Source organism: Rhizobium giardinii bv. giardinii H152 (genome assembly GCF_000379605.1).
Taxonomy (GTDB): domain Bacteria; phylum Pseudomonadota; class Alphaproteobacteria; order Rhizobiales; family Rhizobiaceae; genus Pararhizobium; species Pararhizobium giardinii.
The window spans coordinates 85,027-101,834 of the sequence record NZ_KB902613.1; the positions used below are offsets into that span (position 1 = coordinate 85,027).

General features: G+C 62.6%; 17 protein-coding genes. 9 read left to right on the forward strand and 8 right to left on the reverse strand.

The features are described 5' to 3' along the window. Positions 1–6 precede the first annotated feature (6 nt). The 3 genes from solA (at position 7) to A3AY_RS39675 (ending at position 3,183) form a co-directional block, all read left to right on the forward strand. A complete protein-coding gene (gene solA / locus A3AY_RS0110345; protein WP_018325610.1) occupies positions 7–1,152 on the forward strand; it encodes an N-methyl-L-tryptophan oxidase in 1,146 nt (381 codons plus the stop codon). A 22-nt stretch (positions 1,153–1,174) separates the two neighbouring features. Beyond that, positions 1,175–2,662, forward strand: a complete 1,488-nt coding sequence (locus tag A3AY_RS0110350; protein WP_018325611.1) for an alkaline phosphatase family protein — start codon at positions 1,175–1,177, stop codon at positions 2,660–2,662. Between the two features lie 350 nt (positions 2,663–3,012). Continuing rightward, the gene (locus A3AY_RS39675) at positions 3,013–3,183 is read left to right on the forward strand and encodes a hypothetical protein (RefSeq protein ID WP_018325612.1); all 171 of its coding nucleotides are present in this window, start codon (positions 3,013–3,015) and stop codon (positions 3,181–3,183) included. A 489-nt stretch (positions 3,184–3,672) separates the two neighbouring features. On the opposite strand, the gene A3AY_RS0110360 is transcribed toward A3AY_RS39675, so the two are convergent. Next, positions 3,673–3,930, reverse strand: coding sequence for a WGR domain-containing protein (locus tag A3AY_RS0110360; protein ID WP_026203294.1), 258 nt, complete (start codon positions 3,928–3,930; stop codon positions 3,673–3,675). Positions 3,931–4,073: 143 nt separating this feature from the next. On the opposite strand from A3AY_RS0110360, the gene A3AY_RS0110365 reads away from it, so the two are divergent. Continuing rightward, the gene (locus A3AY_RS0110365; protein WP_018325614.1) at positions 4,074–4,301 is read left to right on the forward strand and encodes a hypothetical protein; all 228 of its coding nucleotides are present in this window, start codon (positions 4,074–4,076) and stop codon (positions 4,299–4,301) included. Between the two features lie 9 nt (positions 4,302–4,310). Here the strand turns inward: A3AY_RS0110365 and traG are convergent, their stop codons facing one another. The 3 genes from traG to traC are packed head-to-tail and all read right to left on the reverse strand — an operon-like array spanning position 4,311 to position 6,742. Then, a complete protein-coding gene (gene traG, locus A3AY_RS0110370; protein WP_018325615.1) occupies positions 4,311–6,239 on the reverse strand; it encodes a Ti-type conjugative transfer system protein TraG in 1,929 nt (642 codons plus the stop codon). Then, the gene (traD, locus tag A3AY_RS0110375; protein ID WP_018325616.1) at positions 6,226–6,441 is read right to left on the reverse strand and encodes a type IV conjugative transfer system coupling protein TraD; all 216 of its coding nucleotides are present in this window, start codon (positions 6,439–6,441) and stop codon (positions 6,226–6,228) included. Before traD ends, traG begins: the two co-directional genes overlap by 14 nt. Before the next feature lie 4 nt (positions 6,442–6,445). Then, on the reverse strand, positions 6,446–6,742 hold the full coding sequence (traC, locus tag A3AY_RS0110380; RefSeq protein ID WP_018325617.1) for a conjugal transfer protein TraC: 297 nt from the start codon (positions 6,740–6,742) through the stop codon (positions 6,446–6,448). Positions 6,743–6,988: 246 nt separating this feature from the next. On the opposite strand from traC, the gene traA reads away from it, so the two are divergent. From traA to A3AY_RS0110410, 5 genes are all read left to right on the forward strand, one after another. After that, positions 6,989–10,291: a Ti-type conjugative transfer relaxase TraA gene (gene traA, locus A3AY_RS0110390; RefSeq protein WP_018325618.1), complete on the forward strand. Its 3,303-nt coding sequence runs from the start codon at positions 6,989–6,991 to the stop codon at positions 10,289–10,291. Beyond that, positions 10,288–10,818, forward strand: a complete 531-nt coding sequence (traF, locus tag A3AY_RS0110395; protein ID WP_018325619.1) for a conjugative transfer signal peptidase TraF — start codon at positions 10,288–10,290, stop codon at positions 10,816–10,818. The genes traA and traF overlap by 4 nt, the downstream gene beginning before the upstream one ends. Further along, positions 10,808–12,019, forward strand: coding sequence for a conjugal transfer protein TraB (locus A3AY_RS0110400; RefSeq protein WP_018325620.1), 1,212 nt, complete (start codon positions 10,808–10,810; stop codon positions 12,017–12,019). The genes traF and A3AY_RS0110400 overlap by 11 nt, the downstream gene beginning before the upstream one ends. Before the next feature lie 18 nt (positions 12,020–12,037). Beyond that, entirely contained in the window at positions 12,038–12,667 is a 630-nt protein-coding gene (locus tag A3AY_RS0110405) for a TraH family protein (RefSeq protein WP_018325621.1), read from the forward strand. 316 nt (positions 12,668–12,983) lie between these two features. Continuing rightward, a complete protein-coding gene (locus tag A3AY_RS0110410) occupies positions 12,984–13,292 on the forward strand; it encodes a transcriptional repressor TraM (protein WP_018325622.1) in 309 nt (102 codons plus the stop codon). Positions 13,293–13,295: 3 nt separating this feature from the next. Here A3AY_RS0110410 and traR read toward each other — a convergent pair whose 3' ends face one another. The 4 genes from traR to A3AY_RS0110430 all read right to left on the reverse strand — a co-directional run bounded on the left by traR (position 13,296) and on the right by A3AY_RS0110430 (position 16,761). Beyond that, the gene (traR, locus tag A3AY_RS0110415; protein ID WP_018325623.1) at positions 13,296–14,000 is read right to left on the reverse strand and encodes an autoinducer-binding transcriptional regulator TraR; all 705 of its coding nucleotides are present in this window, start codon (positions 13,998–14,000) and stop codon (positions 13,296–13,298) included. 179 nt (positions 14,001–14,179) lie between these two features. Then, positions 14,180–14,689 (reverse strand): UPF0262 family protein, encoded by a 510-nt coding sequence (locus tag A3AY_RS0110420; RefSeq protein ID WP_018325624.1) that lies wholly within the window; start codon positions 14,687–14,689, stop codon positions 14,180–14,182. Continuing rightward, the gene (locus tag A3AY_RS0110425) at positions 14,686–15,105 is read right to left on the reverse strand and encodes a hypothetical protein (RefSeq protein WP_018325625.1); all 420 of its coding nucleotides are present in this window, start codon (positions 15,103–15,105) and stop codon (positions 14,686–14,688) included. The genes A3AY_RS0110420 and A3AY_RS0110425 overlap by 4 nt, the downstream gene beginning before the upstream one ends. Positions 15,106–15,117: 12 nt before the next feature. Continuing rightward, positions 15,118–16,761, reverse strand: coding sequence for an MFS transporter (locus tag A3AY_RS0110430; RefSeq protein ID WP_018325626.1), 1,644 nt, complete (start codon positions 16,759–16,761; stop codon positions 15,118–15,120). Between the last annotated feature and the right edge of the window lie 47 nt (positions 16,762–16,808).

The window sequence follows — 16,808 nt, forward strand, 5'->3', positions numbered from 1 at the left end:
TCCAAAATGACAGCGAAACAGATGACGGTAGCGGTGCTCGGCCTGGGCGCTATGGGAAGTGCTGCCGCCGCCACGCTGGCGCGACGCGGCTGCAAGGTGATCGGCTTCGAACAGTTTTGGCGAGCCCACAATCAGGGCTCTAGTCACGGTGACACGCGCGCTATCCGTAAAGCCTACGTTCGTGAGGAGCAGTATGCACCGCTCGTGTTGGAGGCCTATGATCTATGGATGCGGCTGGAGCGAGACACCGGAGCCGACCTGCTGCGTGAAATCGGCGGTCTGGTGGTCGCCCCTGCGAACGGGCAAACATTGGACCGCTCCGTTGCAACGGCGACGAAGTACGGGATTCCCTACGAAGTACTGGGACCATCCGAGGTCACCAAGCGCTGGCCCACGATGCATCCTCCTGCGGGCACGTCCACCTTCTATGAACGTAGCCAATCAATCATGCCGCCAGAAAAGACAGTCGCTACGCACATCGAACTTGCAGTTCGTCATGGAGCCGATCTTCATTTCAACACTCCCGTCAGTTCCTGGACGCACACCCAACAGGGCGTCGAACTAAAGGTGGGCGATCAGATCATCGCAGCTGATAAGCTTATCATCGCCGGCGGCGCATGGTCGGAAGGTCTTTTCGCGGATTTGTTCCCGGTCAAGTGCGAGCGGTTGTTCCAGGTCTGGGTCAAGCCGGACACCGACACTGCAGCATTTTCGGTCACGCATCACCCTCGTTGGGTGCTCGAAAATAGCGACGGAAGGACTGCATACGCATTTCCGATCCTCGAGGGTCAGGATTCAATAAAAATGGCTTTCACTGCCGGAGCAGCGTCGGACACCGAAAACCTTGAGAGGGCGGCACTGCCTGGTGAAGTTGAGACCCTGGTCAGTTTCATGTCTGAACTTGTGCCTTCCATCCGAGGCAAGGGGGCGTCTCAGGTCGCAGCGTGCTTCTCAGGAAAAGCCGCGGACGACAACTTCATCATAGGTCCTCATCCAATGTGCAGCAACGTTATCGTCGCCAGCGGCTTCGGGAGTCATGGCTTCAAATTCGTACCGGTGATCGGTGAAATTCTGGCTGATCTGGCACTCGACGGAACAACGAACAGAGACATCAGCCTGTTCGATCCGTCTCGTTTCGCGCGACAGCCTTAACTCAACTCGAGGGAAGTCATTGATGAACACCACCATCCGCCGTTTCGTGTTGGTCAGCTTTGACGGCCTCCGTCCGGATCTTATATCTGCTGATCTAACGCCGAACCTATGCCGTTTGCAGGCACTTGGCGTGACTCTCGCCAACCATCGCACGGTCTATCCGAGCGAAACCCGTTCGGCTTTCCCTAGTCTCGTTACTGGTGCAACGACCAACCGGCATGGCATGGTCGGCAACAAATATGTCGACCGGTCCGTCGATCCGCAACGCTACATCGACACGGCCGATGCGGTACTCCTGCGCCGGCTTGACCTTGAGAGTGGTGGACGATTGATGTCCGCGCCGACGCTCGGAGAAATCCTTGCCGCCTCCGGGAAGACGCTTGCCGTTCTGGCGACCAACACGCCCGGCACGACCCGCTTCTTCCATCACAAGGCGGAAGACTTTGGGCACGTTCGTCTTTCGGGACATTTTCGCGAGGCTTGCACACCGGATGAGGTGCTGGCGGAAGCTGAGCTTCGCATAGGTTCGCTGACACCCGAGCAACCCAAGATCGAGCCCGACAGAGCCGGCCAGGACTGGATCACCTCGGCTTTCCTCGATGTGGTGTGGCCGAAGTATCGTCCCGATGTGACGATCCTCTCCTACGGCGAGCCCGATGTCACCTCGCATTTCCATGGTACTGGAGCGGAGGCGACGCGGAGCATCATCGCCCATTGCGATCGCCAGTTTGGACACGTTCTCGACTGGTGGGAGGCTGAAGGTCGCGCCGAAGGCGTGCAGATCATCGCAATATCGGATCATGGCCACATCACCGGCCACACTCGCGTCTCGGTAGCGGACCGTCTGCGCAACGCTGGATTTAGGCCAGGCACAGTCCCTGGGCCGGAAGTTGATGTGGTGGTTGTGCCTGGTCAGGTGGGCGCGCTCTATTTCACCAATCCAACTGACGAACAGGTTGCCCGTCTCGTGGGGGCGATTACCAGCGAACCCTGGTGCGGTCCGGTCTTCACCCGCGCAAAGAACGCGACGGAGGGCATTGCGCCCGGCAGCCTTGGCAATCATCTGGTCTTCGCCGATCATGCCCGCGCTCCGGACGTCTCCTTTTGCTTCCGTGCGGACGACCGCATCGATCCTTTCGGCCTGATCGGCGGCACGTTTTACGACAACGACCGCCGTACGGGCCTCGGCGTCCATGGTGGACTGCATCCCAAGGAGCTCGCCGCCGTCGGCATCGTTGCCGGCTCCGCCTTTCCGGCCGCGGGTGCGAGCTCATCCGTTCCGTCCGGCATCTGCGATTTCGCACCGACCATTCTGCGTCTTCTCGGGATCGAACAGCCGGAGAGCATGACCGGGCGCGTGCTTACGGAGGTTCTGGACTCCGCGCAACAGGCCGGGCCCGCAATTCGAAGCGAAGCCTTCGAAGCAGCGCTGGGCGGCTTCAGGCAGGTTCTGCGACGCGTCCAGGTTGGAACTACGACCTATCTCGAGAGTGGCCGCGCCGAGGGATAGCCTGCGTCTATCCCAATGCCCCTGCGGCGAGGCCTATGAAAGACCTCACGTCGAGCGTGGCTAAACCGCTGGATCAAGAAAGCCGGAACCGGGCTTCAAACCCGTTCCGACTTTTCTGGTGCCATACGGACCCTGAAATGTTTACTCAGATCCTTTCATTGTGCCGGGAGGAAATGCCGGCCTCAAGCACGAGCAGTACCCCCAATTTCGCGTCGGGCGCCCTGAAGGGCACCGGCACGAAATCGGCTCCCCCGCTCGCCGCCGCTGGCGGTCGCTTGCGCGATCCTTGACCCCGTCCTCTCCTCCCGCCTCGCGGCGTCGTCTTTCACGAACTCAAGGAGATGACGACGATGACGATGTCCCTCGAACTGCAAATCGAACAGCTTCGCGCCGAACTGAGAAATACTGTCGATCCCGCCGAGCGCCGCCAGATCGACGCGGAACTCCAGCTTGCCCAGGCCGAGCTGATCATCGCGCTGGCCGAGCAGGACGGCGAAGTTGACACCGAGCCGCCTTTCTGAGGCGGCATCTGGCCAACTGGCGCCAACCCGGGCGGCAATGGAGCGACCCTTCCGCTCCTCTTCCTTCGACATTGTTGTCATCTGCATCGGGGATGTTGCAGTCCCTTCGTCGTGACGCAATCTGCCGGCGCCAGAATTTTCCCCGCCGCTTAAGCGGCTCCTCGCGGCTCAAAATTCAGGCTTGAGCAGATCATCCACCTCCGTTCCGGCCCTGTCGGGTGCTCCCCTCCTTCCAGTCTGGTTGGTCATCCCGCGATGACCGCAATCGAAGGAGACAAATGATGCAACGACTCGCTCAATTCCTCACCGCCACCGGCCGCCAGCTCCGCACCCTCGGCAAGGTGATCTGTCACTTCTTCCGCAAGGGTAAGCTCGGCCTGAAGCTCGCCATCAAGATCCCGTTCTTCGTCGAGATCGAGGCGTCCTTCGAAACCGATTGGAATCGGCGCGCCGATGAGGCGTATGCGGGCCCGCTACGGCGGGCCGTTTTCAGACAGGCACCGCGGGCCGCGGACGATAGCCACGCTTGCGCTTCTGTCGCAGGAGATCGAGAAACAGCTCGACCGCCTCCTTCTCGCGTTCGAACTGATGGACCTTCATCTGTCCCTTGGCGCCGATCCTGCCCCATCTGCGCAGCAGGCAGACGTCCCCGAACAGGTTGGGCTCGATCGCCATGGCGTAATAGCGCGCCATATTCCTCGAGCGATCTGTCCGTTCCACGTAAAACTGATAGGGCTGTGAGATCATGCTGTGAGAATCGCCGATCCTGGCGGTTGCGTCCAACGACACTTGTGAATCGATAGGCCTTGATCGATTCACAACGATGATGAATACGCCCCTTCAGCAGCCGCGCTGGTTTTCGGCGCGGACAGGATGATTGAGGGTTCAGCATGGACGACAGCATACAAATCGGAAGCCGTGGCGACTTCGGCCTCTGGGCGATCGAAGTCGCCAAGCAGATCGTCGGCGAAGAGGGTTTCGAACTCGCCAGGGCGGCGCGTGACGGCACGGAGGAGGATGTCCGGGTTGCCGGCAACGCGCTCGGGCAGGCGATCACCAATGCGCTCATGGAAGTCTATGACGGGCTGCTCAATGAGGCGCCCGTGGACGCGACCTGACACCCGGCTTCACTGCTTCTCCACGCTGTCGCGGAAGAACGCGTTCGGCTTCACGCAGGCCTTCATGTTCTCGCGCCGGAACCAGATCGCGCGTCCGCACCGGAGCGGCGGATTGCCGGCCGTGAACACGATCTGCTCGTCGGCGCGCATGCGCAGCACCTCGTGCGGCAGGATCAACGGGCGGCGGCTGAGCTGCTTCGATCGCGATCGCGACGATCCCTTCATGCCCGTCGAGCGGTTCGTCTGATCGACCTCGACTGTCGTGTCGCCGCAGCGCTTCGAAATGTAGTCGGCCGTGTCGGGATCGTTGATCGCCGAAAACGAGATCCACGACGCGGATTCGAACCATTTGCTTGTCGCGTCACGGCCGCCATAGGCCTCGCGCATCTGTCCGATCGACTGAAAGATCATGGTGAGCGTGATGCCGTATTTGCGGCCGGCGTCACGCGCCGTTTCGAGGATGCGCAGGTAGCCGAGGCGGGCGACTTCGTCGAGTAGGAACAGCGTGCGCCCCTTCACGTCGCCATTGCGGTTGTAGATCGCATTGAGGAAGGAGCCGATCACCACACGCGCCAGCCCGGGATGGGCTTCCAGCACCTTGAGATCGAGCGCGATGAACACGTCCGTTTCGCCGTCGGCGAGATCGCCGGTCGAAAAACTGTCGCCCGACACGAGCGCCGCATAGTTCGGGTAGGACAGCCAATGCGTTTCCTTCACCGCATTGGCATAGACGCCGGAAAATGTCTCCGGCGTCATGTTGACGAAGACCGCGACGTTCTCCTTGACGAAATCGGAGTCCGACTGTTCGTAGATGCGTGTCAGCCGCTCGCGCAGCTTCGGCTCGGGCTCGGACAGATTGGCGCGCACACGGCGCAGCGTCTGGTCTTTTTCCTCCGTATGTCCCGACAGGCAGACGTCCGAGATCAGCGCCGTCAGAAGCTGCATGGCCGACGCGCGGAAAAAGTCGTCGCGTGCCGAGGCCGTGCGGGCATTGTCGGTCATGATCCAGGTGGCAACCGCGACGATGTCTTCTTCCTTGGTCCCGCCGAAGCGGCCGATCCAGTCGAGCGCATTGAAGCCGACGCAAGGTGTCTCGGGATTAAGGACGATTACCTTGCGGCCAGCCTTGCGGCGATGCTCGACGACCATCGGCGCCACCTCGCTCGAAGGGTCGAGCACAACGAGACTGCCGCCCCATTTGAGCGAGGTCGGAACCGTCACCGACGTCGTCTTGAAACCGCCGGAGCCGGCAAAGACGATGCCGTGCGACGAGCCGAACGAGCCGTCGAAGCAGAGGAGGGGTGACTTGCCGCCGGCACCCCAGCTTTGCGGATCATCGGCCCGGAATGGCATCGCCGCAACGCTGTCCCGATCGACCCGGTAGCGCTCGCCGACGACGATCCCGCCGCTCTCCGGAAACAGATTGGAGGCGTCGCCCATCTTCATCCAGTCGGCCTCGCCATGGATCGCCCGCTGACCATGAATCCGCCGCGGCACCGCTGTCGCGAATGCGGCATTTCCTCTGAGCCCGACCCTGAGCGCGAAGATGCCGGCAAGCAAGGCGGCGGCCGCGCCGACCATTGTTGCCGGATCGACATAGGCGAGCAGCGATTGGCCTGCCGGTACGCTGCCAGCCAGTCCGGCGAGACGGATCGCTTCGCGCGAGCTCGCGAGGACGATCACCGCCACACTGCCGACGAGCGCGCCCCAGCCGGCGCTTTTGATGTTCACCGAACCGTTGGCGGCGAATAGGACGATCACGCCGATCGCCGCCGCCGTGACATAGGGAAGCGCAAGCCCGATCCGTCCCAGCATCAGTTTTGCCTGGGGCGTCGTTCCGAATGCCGCCAGCCAATGTTCGATGCCCGGCATGACGATCGCAGCGGCGACCATCGTCGTCACCGGAATAACGGCAAGGAGAAACCTAGTCGCCGTCATGACCGAAGGCCTCCGCTCCGATTGCGGCGAGGCGCGCGCGCTCCTTCTCGTCGCTCCTGATGCGTCGGCCGGCATCGATCAGCAGACCGAGCAGCAGCGCCCGTTTCTCATAACGCAACCCAGCCTTGACGATTAGGCCGCCGAGCTCGATCTTCTCGCGGGTGTCCTTCTTCCGGGCATCGTTCGACATCGTCCGGGCCATGCGCTCAAGCCTCGCCAGCGCCGCCCGCATCCGCGCCAGACGCAAGCGCTGCGGGCGATGTGGTGCCCGATTTTCCGTCGCCGGCATCCTTCCTTCCGGTCGCCTGTCCCTTGCCTCCGCGAAAGCGTTTAGTGACCTCCTCGAACGCCGCCTGGAGGTCTGCTTCCTCGATCTCGATCTCGCCGAGGCCGGCCTTCAGTGCGATGCGTCCTATCCGCTCGGCCTCGCGTGTCTCCGCTGCTTTCAGTTGGTCCTGCAGGCGTGCGATTTCTTCCCTGATCTTCGATGACGGCTTCTTCATTTCCGGGTGTCGCTCCTCTTGGAGTTGGCGTTGCTTCAGCAGCGCCAGACTCTCCCGAATGCGCCGTCAGGCATAGGTGCAAATCTGCACGTCGGCAAAGCCGACACTTTCGAGCATCATCCCGCCGCTCGACGAGAGCGGATCCAAGGGCGCAATTATACGTCGCTGTAGCGACGTGGCTGTTTGCGATCCTGGCGGGGCCCGCTCTTGGGCCGAGCGAGGTTCAACCCGGGAGTTTTTGTCGCCGTGGCCATCGCCCATTTCTCAGCCAGCATCGTCAGCCGCGGCTCCGGCCGCAGCGCCGTGCTGTCGGCGGCCTATCGCCACTGCGCCAGGATGGACTACGAGCGCGAGGCCCGCACCATCGACTACACAAGGAAGGAAGGGCTGCTGCACGAGGAGTTCGTGCTTCCGGCCGACGCCCCGAAATGGGTGCGCGCACTCATCGCCGATCGCGCGGTTGCCGGTGCATCGGAAGCCTTCTGGAACCGGGTCGAGGCCTTCGAGAAGCGCGCCGACGCCCAGCTTGCCAGGGACCTGACCATCGCCCTGCCGCTGGAGCTGACGCCCGAGCAGAACATCGCTCTGGTGCGCGACTTCGTCGACAAACACATCGTCGCCAAGGGCATGGTCGCCGACTGGGTTTATCACGACAATCCCGGCAACCAGCACATCCACCTGATGACCACCTTGCGGCCGCTGACCGAGAACGGCTTCGGCGCCAAGAAGGTCGCTGTCATCGGCGAGGACGGCCAGCCGCTGAAGACCAAAGCGGGCAAGATCGTTTACGAGCTCTGGGCCGGTTCGACGGATGATTTCAATGCCCTGCGCGACGGCTGGTTCGAGCGTCAGAATCATCATCTGGCGCTGAACGGGATTTCGCTCACCGTCGATGGCCGCTCCTACGAGAAGCAGGGCATCGAGCTGGAACCGACCATCCATCTCGGCGTCGGTGCCAAGGCGATCGAGCGCAAGGCGGCAAGCCAAGGCGTCCGGCCGGAGCTCGAACGGCTCGAACTCAACGAGAAACGCCGCACCGAGAACACCCGTCGAATTCTTCGAAACCCGGCGATCGTGCTCGACCTGATCACGCGGGAGAAAAGCGTCTTCGACAACCAGGATGTCGCCAAGGTGCTGCATCGCTATGTCGACGATCCCGCGCTCTTCCAGCAGTTGATGGTACGCGTTCTCCAGCACGCCGAGGCGTTGCGTCTGCAGCGCGACACGATCGATTTTGCCACCGGCGAACGGGTGCCGGCGCGGTACACGACGCGGGCGCTGATCCGGCTCGAGGCCGAGATGGCCAATCGTGCGATCTGGCTCTCGCGGCAATCTTCGCACGGTATTCGAGAGCAAGTATTGGAGACGACATTCGCCCGCCATGCGCGCCTCTCGGATGAGCAGAAAACCGCAATCGAGCATGTCGCAGGCCCGGCGCGGATCGCCGCGATCGTCGGGCGCGCCGGCGCCGGCAAGACGACGATGATGAAGGCGGCCCGGGAGGCCTGGGAACTGGCCGGCTATCGCGTCGTCGGTGGCGCGCTCGCCGGCAAGGCGGCCGAGGGCCTCGAGAAGGAAGCCGGCATCCAGAGCCACACGCTCGCCTCCTGGGAGCTGCGCTGGAACCGGGGCCGCGACAGTCTCGACGCCAAGACTATCTTCGTCATCGACGAGGCCGGCATGGTCGCCTCGAAACAGATGGCCGGCTTCGTCGAGGCGGTCGTCAGGGCGGGGGCAAAGCTCGTCCTGGTCGGCGATCCCGATCAGCTCCAGCCGATCGAGGCGGGTGCCGCCTTCCGGGCGATTGCCGACCGCATCGGCTACGCCGAACTCGAAACGATCTACCGCCAGCGTGAGGACTGGATGCGGGCTGCCTCGCTCGATCTGGCGCGGGGCAACATCGGCTCGGCGCTTGCCGCCTATCGAAGCCATGACAGCCTGCATGGCTCGACGCTGAAGGCCGAGGCCATCGACACGCTGATCGCCGACTGGAACCGTGACTACGATGCGAAGAAGACCACGCTGATGCTGGCGCACTTACGCCGCGACGTGCGCCTGCTGAACGATCTGGCACGGGCGAAACTGGTCGAGCGCGGCGTTCTCAGTGAGGGGCACGCATTCCGCACCGCCGACGGCATGCGCCCATTCGATGCCGGCGACCAGATCGTCTTTCTGAAGAACGAGGGATCGCTTGGCGTCAAGAACGGCATGATCGGCCATGTCATCGAGGCCTCGCCAAACCGTATCGTCGCCGTGGTCGGCGAGGGCGACCAACGCCGACAGATCACGATCGAACAGCGGTTCTATAACAATCTCGATCACGGCTATGCGACGACCATCCACAAAGCCCAAGGCGCCACCGTCGACCGGGTGAAGGTGCTCGCTTCACTCTCCCTGGATCGTCATCTCGCCTATGTGGCGATGACGCGCCACCGCGAGGATCTGCAGGTCTATTACGGTACGCGCTCCTTCGCTTTCAATGGTGGGCTCGAAAAGGTGCTGTCGCGCCGCAACGCCAAGGAGACGACGCTCGATTACGAGCGTGCCACGCTCTACCGGCAGGCGCTGTCATTTGCCGAGAACCGCGGTCTGCACCTCGTCCAGGTCGCCCGCACGCTTGTGCGCGACCGGCTCGACTGGACGCTGCGTCAAAAACAGAAGCTGACCGATCTGGTTTCTCGCCTGCGGGTCGCGGGCGAGCGGCTCGGGCTTTTCCAATCACCCATCCTGCAACAGAAGAAGGAGGCCCAGCCGATGGTCGCCGGCGTCAAGCAGTTCCTATTCTCCATTGGCGATAGCGTCGACCGCAAGCTCAGCGAGGATCCGGCGCTGAAGGCCCAGTGGGAGGAAGTCTCCACCCGCTTCCGCTACGTTTTCGCCGATCCCGAAACCGCCTTCCGGGCGATGAACTTCGATGCGGTTCTTGCCGACGGGCAAGCGGCGACACAGGCGTTGCAGCAGCTTGCAAGCGAGCCGGCATCGATCGGAGCGTTGAAGGGCAAGACCGGCCTGCTTGCCGGCAAGGCGGACCGCGAGGCGCGTCGTGTCGCCGAGCTCAACGTACCCGCGCTGAAACGCGACATTGAGCAATATCTCAAGATGCGCGAGACGGCCCGGGAACGGCTGGAGGCGGAGGAAAAGAGCCTTCGGCAGCGCGTGTCGATCGACATTCCGGCGCTGTCGCCGGCGGCGCGTGTCGTGCTCGAGCGGGTTCGCGATGCGATCGACCGCAACGATCTTCCCGCCGCACTTGGGTTTGCGCTCAGCAACCGAGAGACCAAGCTCGAAATTGATGGCTTCAACAAGGCTGTGACCGAACGGTTCGGCGAACGCGTGCTGCTTTCGAACGCGGCGCGCGAGCCCGAAGGAAAGCTCTTCGACAAGCTCTCTGCCGATCTCAAGCCACAGGAGAAAGAAAGCCTCAAGGAGGCCTGGCCGGTGATGCGCACAGCCCAGCAACTGGCCGCCCATGAGCGCACCACCGCCACGCTCAAACAGGTCGAGGACCTGCGCCTCACCCAACGCCAGACTCCGACCCTGAAACAATGAAACGGCGGCGGGCAATCATGGTTCTCGGCGCATCGGCGATGGTTGTGGGACTCCTCTCGGCCGCGGCCTTGCTCGGCGGTTTTCGACTGAACCTGACACCGAGCGAACCGCTCGGCCTTTGGCGGATCGAGACGCCGACTGAGGCCATTGCGGTTGGCGATCTGGTCTTCGTCTGCCCGCCGCTGACGCCGCTGTTCGAGGAGGCGCGTGGCCGCCTTTATCTCGCCCGCGGCCTTTGCCCGGGCGGCGTCGCACCCCTGATCAAGGCTGTGGCGGCGCTGCCCGGACAGCATGTCGAGATCGGCGACGTGGTGCGCATCGACGGCAAGCGCCTGCCGTCCTCGCGTCTGCGCCAGAGCGACGGTGCCGGGCGACCACTCACACCCTTCGCCGGCGGCATCGTGCCGCCGGGCACGCTCTATCTGCACTCCCCTTTTGCGAGCTCCTATGATTCCCGATATTTTGGTCCGATCCCCGAAACCGGATTGCTCGGGTTTGCCCGGCCGGTCCTCACCGTTGACCCGTAACCGCGCACGCGCCGCACTCCTCATTGCGCTGGCGATCGTCGTTGGCGCGGTTGGCTGGAGCGGCTTCGTGCTTGCCCTTCCGGTCGCGATGATCTTTTCCGCACTCTGGGCGCTGTCGCCGTCGCGCAGCGTCGCAAGCCTGGTCTCGGCCGGCTATTTCCTAGCCGCCTCGCGCGGTCTGCCGCAAGGTGTTGCGAACTTCTATGCCGCCGATCTCTGGCCCGGGCTTTTGCTCTGGGCAGCGGCCTCGGCCTCCTTTGTCCTTGTGCATGCGGCGGCCTGGACAAAGCAGTCGGGGAGGGGGCGGCCGGAAGAGGGGCGTGAGGGCAGGGCCCATCCGGACCGAAAGCGCGCGGTGCGGTATCTCGTGGCGACCGTGTTGATGGGGCTGCCGCCCTTCGGCATCACCGGCTGGGCGCAGCCAATAACGGCGGCGGGCGTACTGTTTCCGGGATGGGGATGGTGGGGCGTCGCGGCGACTGCCGCCGGCCTCGTGATGATGACATCGCGATATTGGCCGGCCGCCGCCGTTGCCTTGCTCGGCTTATGGTTCTGGTCCGCCGCAACGTGGACGCAGCCTGTTCTACCGGAAGGCTGGAAAGGCTTCGACCTCGAACTCGGCCAAAACCTCGGCCGCGACGGGTCGCTCGAGCATCACCGTGGCCTGATCGCAACGGTGCTATCCGCCGCAGGTCCCAATGTCCGCTTCGTTGTCCTTCCCGAAAGCGCGCTCGGTTTCTGGACGCCGACCGTGGCGCGCCTCTGGCAGGATGGACTGCGTGGGTCCGAAATCACGGTGATCGCCGGCGCCACCGTCATCGACGCGGTCGGCTACGACAACGTGCTGGTGGCGGTCTCGACTGAGCGGTCGCACATCCTCTACCGCGAACGCATGCCGGTCCCGGTATCGATGTGGCAACCCTGGAAAGCCTGGACGGGCGAGGGCGGCGGCGCCAGGGGGCACCTGTTCGCCAACCCGGTCGTCGAGCTCGGCGGCATCAGGATCGCGCCGCTGATCTGCTACGAGCAGTTCCTCGTCTGGCCGGCACTGGAGTCGATGCTGGGTTCCCCCGACATCATTGTCGCCACCGGCAATGGCTGGTGGACGACGGGCACCTCGATCGTCGCCATCCAGCAGGCGAGCACGATCGCCTGGGCAAAACTGTTCGGCCTGCCGCTCGTCACCGCATTCAATACCTGAGAGAAATGGAGAAAACGCATGGTCGATGCGGCACTGATCAAGGAATGCGCCGATCACGGGCTGAAGCCGGCGATCGTCGAAAAGTTCATTGCCGAGGCCGGCACGGATGACCCGTTGACGGTCACGGTGCGCTCGGGAAAACGCGTCGTCCTCATTCCGAAGCCCTCAACGCCGGAAGAGGCGATGGCACTGATCCGCCAGAATATCGGCCGCAATGTCGTGCGGGTCGGGATCACCCAATATCCGGCCGGGCTCGGCGTTCTCGAAGCAGGCGCACTGAAGCCGGATCTCGTCGATGCCTGCGCCAACCTCCGCATGGGCACGGCCCTGTTCGCGAAAATCTACCGGGTCATCCTGAAATGGTATGGCAATCCGACCGGCGAAGAGGCCGAGCGCCAGGTGTTGGAAGATGCGCTGATTGCCTGGCAATCGGGATATTTCGAGGGGGAGGCGGTGTTCCGGACGCCTGATCCTCGTGAGACCGAGGTGGCCGAGCCGAACAGGGACGTGCCCGGCAACGATGACGCCGAGAAATCGGAAGCGCCAGGTGCAGACGAACAGAGCGAACCGGCCGAAAATCCCGATCTTGACGGTGACCCCGACAAGGCCGGCATCCGGATCGATCTTTCCGGCCTCGGTGCGAAATGAGCGTGCGAGAGAGCCAAATTTGCACCGTGCCGACGGCAATTATCCGCCTGTTTGCACTGGCGAAAACAGATACCGCCCTCTATAAGGGCGGGTAGGGCAGTACGCGCTGTCCCGGGGTGTGGAAACCTCTCGTAGCGGTTGGCGCCGGCCGATACGGCGCCAGATCCTCTGACCATTTGGCCGGGGGCCTGTGACGTATGTCCAGGTACTCCGGTGCTAAAGGTCGCAGGACTGTCTACGACAGTTTCCAACCCCCGGCTTGGGATCAGGGATTAACGTTTGCGGGGGCGCACCGCAGACAAGCCGGGAGAATGAAATGGGATCGGAAACAGCCGCGTTGCAATCGAAACCCGAAATTCGCGCCCTGTTCGGGCTCACGAAGGGGCTTCCCAAGCCCCAGTTGGAACTACTTACTGTAGAAGCGATTCAAACCCACCGGATCCTGGTCGACAAAGCCGATCAACTCTTCCAGGCATTGCCCGAGAAAGACAAGATTCCAGAGATGGTCGGCAGCGCGCAGCATCTCGACTACATCAGGGCCTGCATGGAGATGCACGCCCAAATGTATGCGACGAACACGCTGATCAACATCCTCGGCTATATCCCGAAGGTGCCGGCGAACTGAGTCTCAGATCAGCCCCTTGCGAATGGCGGTCGAGACCAGGTGCATTGTATTCTTGGCTTCGAGATGCTTGCTCGCCGTTCGAAGCTTTACCCGCACGCTGTTGTATGTGACGTTCTCGAGATCTGCCACGTCCTGCTTCGTCTTGCCTTCGGAGAGCCAGTAAAGATAGTTGGCTGCCGTGGAATCGAAGAATTCAGGCTGCGGAAGGGTCGGCGCCAGATCGGTAAAGCTGATGCGGGCATGCAATTGCCCGACCGCCGCGGCCGCGGCCAACGGGTCCAACCCGTGTTTCAATTCGCTCTCCGGCTTTCCCGAGGCAAGCGTGAACATCGCAAGCGTGCCATGTGCGGCTCTGATGGGGATGGTCACCCCCGAGCGGATGCCGAAATCGGCCGCATGCGCATAGAACGAACGCTCCTCCTTCGATAGCTGTGACCTCTCCGCTTCACCGCTCCAGGTAAAGGCGCCTTTCAGCGCCCTGGCCCGTCGCACGACAGGATCGATCTCGAAGTAATGCTGTTCGGCATAATGGGATTGCCACGCCGGTCCATAGTTTGAAACAACGTGGGCGTGACTTGAGAGGATGTTGACATAGGCATAGCCCACAAAGCCAAACTCCTCGGTGAAAGTCGCCAGTCCGTGTTTTATGATCCGTTCATCGCCGGGTATGGCGGCGAGATCGGTGAGCTTGTCCAGCCATTGTCGCATTTAATCTTCTCCTCGAATATTGGGCCGCTCCGGAGTCGGTCTCCGTAAGCCGTCCAAGCTCGGGAATGGGCTTGCCGGCTCTCGATTGCGGTCCCCGTCACCAACCGTTCGGACAGTGTTCCGTCTCGGCCGCCGGAAGGAAGAGAATTGCGATTGCTTGACTGTTCAGTTCCTGCATTTCAATCGACCCCTGCGGGCAGCGTCTGTGAGACCAGCAAATGGATCAGCGTGAACAACCGACGGGCTGTGTCCTGATCGATCTCCACCTTGGATTTGAGGCGGTCTATGAGCAGGGCGGACGCTTCGTTGTGGATGGCGCGGCGCCCCATGTCGATGGCTTCCAACCGATCCGGCGGCAGCCGCGCTGTGCCGTTGGCAAAGCTCTCGCACACGAGCCGGTAGTCCTTCAGCAGCCGGCGAAATGCCGTCAGCGAGAGATGGTGGCACAAAACAGGCGCGCCAGTCTCTGTGGTGGCGGTCAGCACCAGTCGCCTGTCCACCAATTCAAGGTGCAGCCGGTAGGGACCGCCGCCATGTTCGACCGGCGTAAAACGATTGTTGTCCAAAAGGTCGAAAATGGCGACAGCCTGCTCGTGGTCCTGTGCTGCATCCGTCCGGCCGCCCAACGGCGGGTCCAGCGAAATTGCCGAAAGGCGAAATCGGGATGGCGTGGAATTCATGCAGGTCATCGCGGACGGCCTCCCGGAACAATTTCGACCGCGAGACCGCGTTTCTTCTCAGAACCAAGCGACGTGGCTGCCGCCGGAACGGGTCCGACGACAGCCACTTTGCCCTGGGAGGCTGGGCAAAAGAAAAATCTATGCGAAATGCTCGTTTCCCAAATCCGAAGCGCAAACCGGGGACGGCGGTCTCCCGCGAGTGTCATCCAGGCGATCGCACGATTGCAAACCGAAGAAAAAGCGGCTGCCGTCGGGACCTGTTCGACGGCAGCCAAGTGACCCTGCGAGGCTGGAGTAAATGCCATTCGCAGGCCGGGAACTTTCTCAGATCGAAGCTGACGCCAGTCAAACGTCGAGGTTTCAGCAACCCCGCCGCTTGCGCGCACAGGCTGCAGATACTGGCGATGTTTGATGTTCTGCCACATCTCAAACGCTCCTCAGGGACGCGAGACGCGGGTTATCGGCTGGCTGCGTGCGCGAGACGGAGTTGTCCCTCGTTCGATCGCCAGCACGGTCTCAGGCGCGCCGGCTCCGTTGTGGAAGGCGGCAAGCCGCTCGCCGAGCTCTTTATCGCTTGGCGATAACCGATGGTTCAGGCGAAGATAGTCCGTCCATGTCGGCGTCCGGAACGTCTCCGTCCAAAGATTGGGGACCAGCAGGTTGCGCTGGAGCGTCCAGTTGCGCGCTCCCGCCCGACTCTGGATACGCCGCCGCTCGCGCATGCACCCGAGGAAATCCTCGAGGTCGTGCTCGCCAATGGCGTATTCGACTTTGACGACGATAGGTCCGCTTCTCGGCGTCAAGTCGAGTGCGAGCGACGGCGGTACGAACTCCGACGCTTCTTTCTCGGGTTCTTCCCAAAACTCGATTGGCAGCACGAATGCTGCGGCGGCCACGAGGAGCAGGACCGCGGCCGCGCTCTCGAAAGCCATGGTCAGCGAGTAGTTCTGCGCGACAGCGCCCCAGATCCAGCTGCCGGCAGCCATTCCGCCGTAGGAGAGGGCGTAGTAGATCGAAAGCGTCCGCCCAACGACCCATCTCGGGCTCGACAGCTGGATCGCAACGTCAACGCCGGTCCAGGTCAGCAGCCATCCCGCGCCACCGATGGCCAGCGCAAGCGCCGCAATAGGGATCGACGTCGTCAGCGGAAGCAGAAAGCAGCATAGGGCGCAGGCGACGGATGCAAGTGCGATCAGCCGGTCCTGAGGCACGACCCGTCTGAGAAAACTGCTGCTGAGACCGGCGGAAAAGGCACCCACGCCGAAAGCGGCCAGCAGCGCGCCGTAAACGATCGGCCCGCCCGCCAGATGATCCCGGACGATCAGCGGCAGCAGCGCGAGGACGGAAATGCTCGCCACGCCGAACAACGTCCCGCGCACAATAGCCGCTTTGATTTCCGAGGACATCGCGGTAAAGCGCAGCCCATCCTGAATGGCCGTAACCACGCGCTCGCGTGGCAGCGAGGACGAGCGCACGTGCCATTTCGAGCGCGAGATCGCGGCAAGCGGCACCAGATCGCTCATCGCCGCCAGGACGAAAGCGGCAAGGGGGCCGAAGAAGGCCAGGATGGCGCCGCCAATGGCCGGGCCGGTGCTTCGAACGATGTTGTAGCCGACCGACATCAGCGTCACCGCCGCCGGGATGTCGCGCTTGTCCAGAATGTCGCCGACAGAGGCGTGCCAGGCCGGGTCGTTCAAGGCAAAGCCGCAGCCGGCGAGGAAGCCCAATCCCAGGATCAGCCATGGACTGATAAGGCCCAATGCAACGGAGATCGCCAGTGTAAGCGAAGCCAGAGCGATCAGGAAGTGTCCGGCGAGCATAACGCCTCGCCGGCTAAAGCTGTCGGCAATGGCTCCGGCGAGGATGGACAGGAAGAATGCGGGCAGCGTCGACGAGGCCTGTACAAGCGCGACCATAAGGTCGGAAGCCGAAATCGTGGCCATCAGCCAACTGATCGCGGTTGTCTGGATGAGCCATCCAAGGCTGGAGATCTGGGTCGCCGTCCAGATGACGCGAAACGCCCGGTTCCGGAGAGGAGCCAGGGTCGTCGAAACGGCTGAATGCTGATCTTCACGCTGCATTTCTTCTTGTCTTTCTCAAGCTCCTAACGCGTTGCTGCGACGCAGCA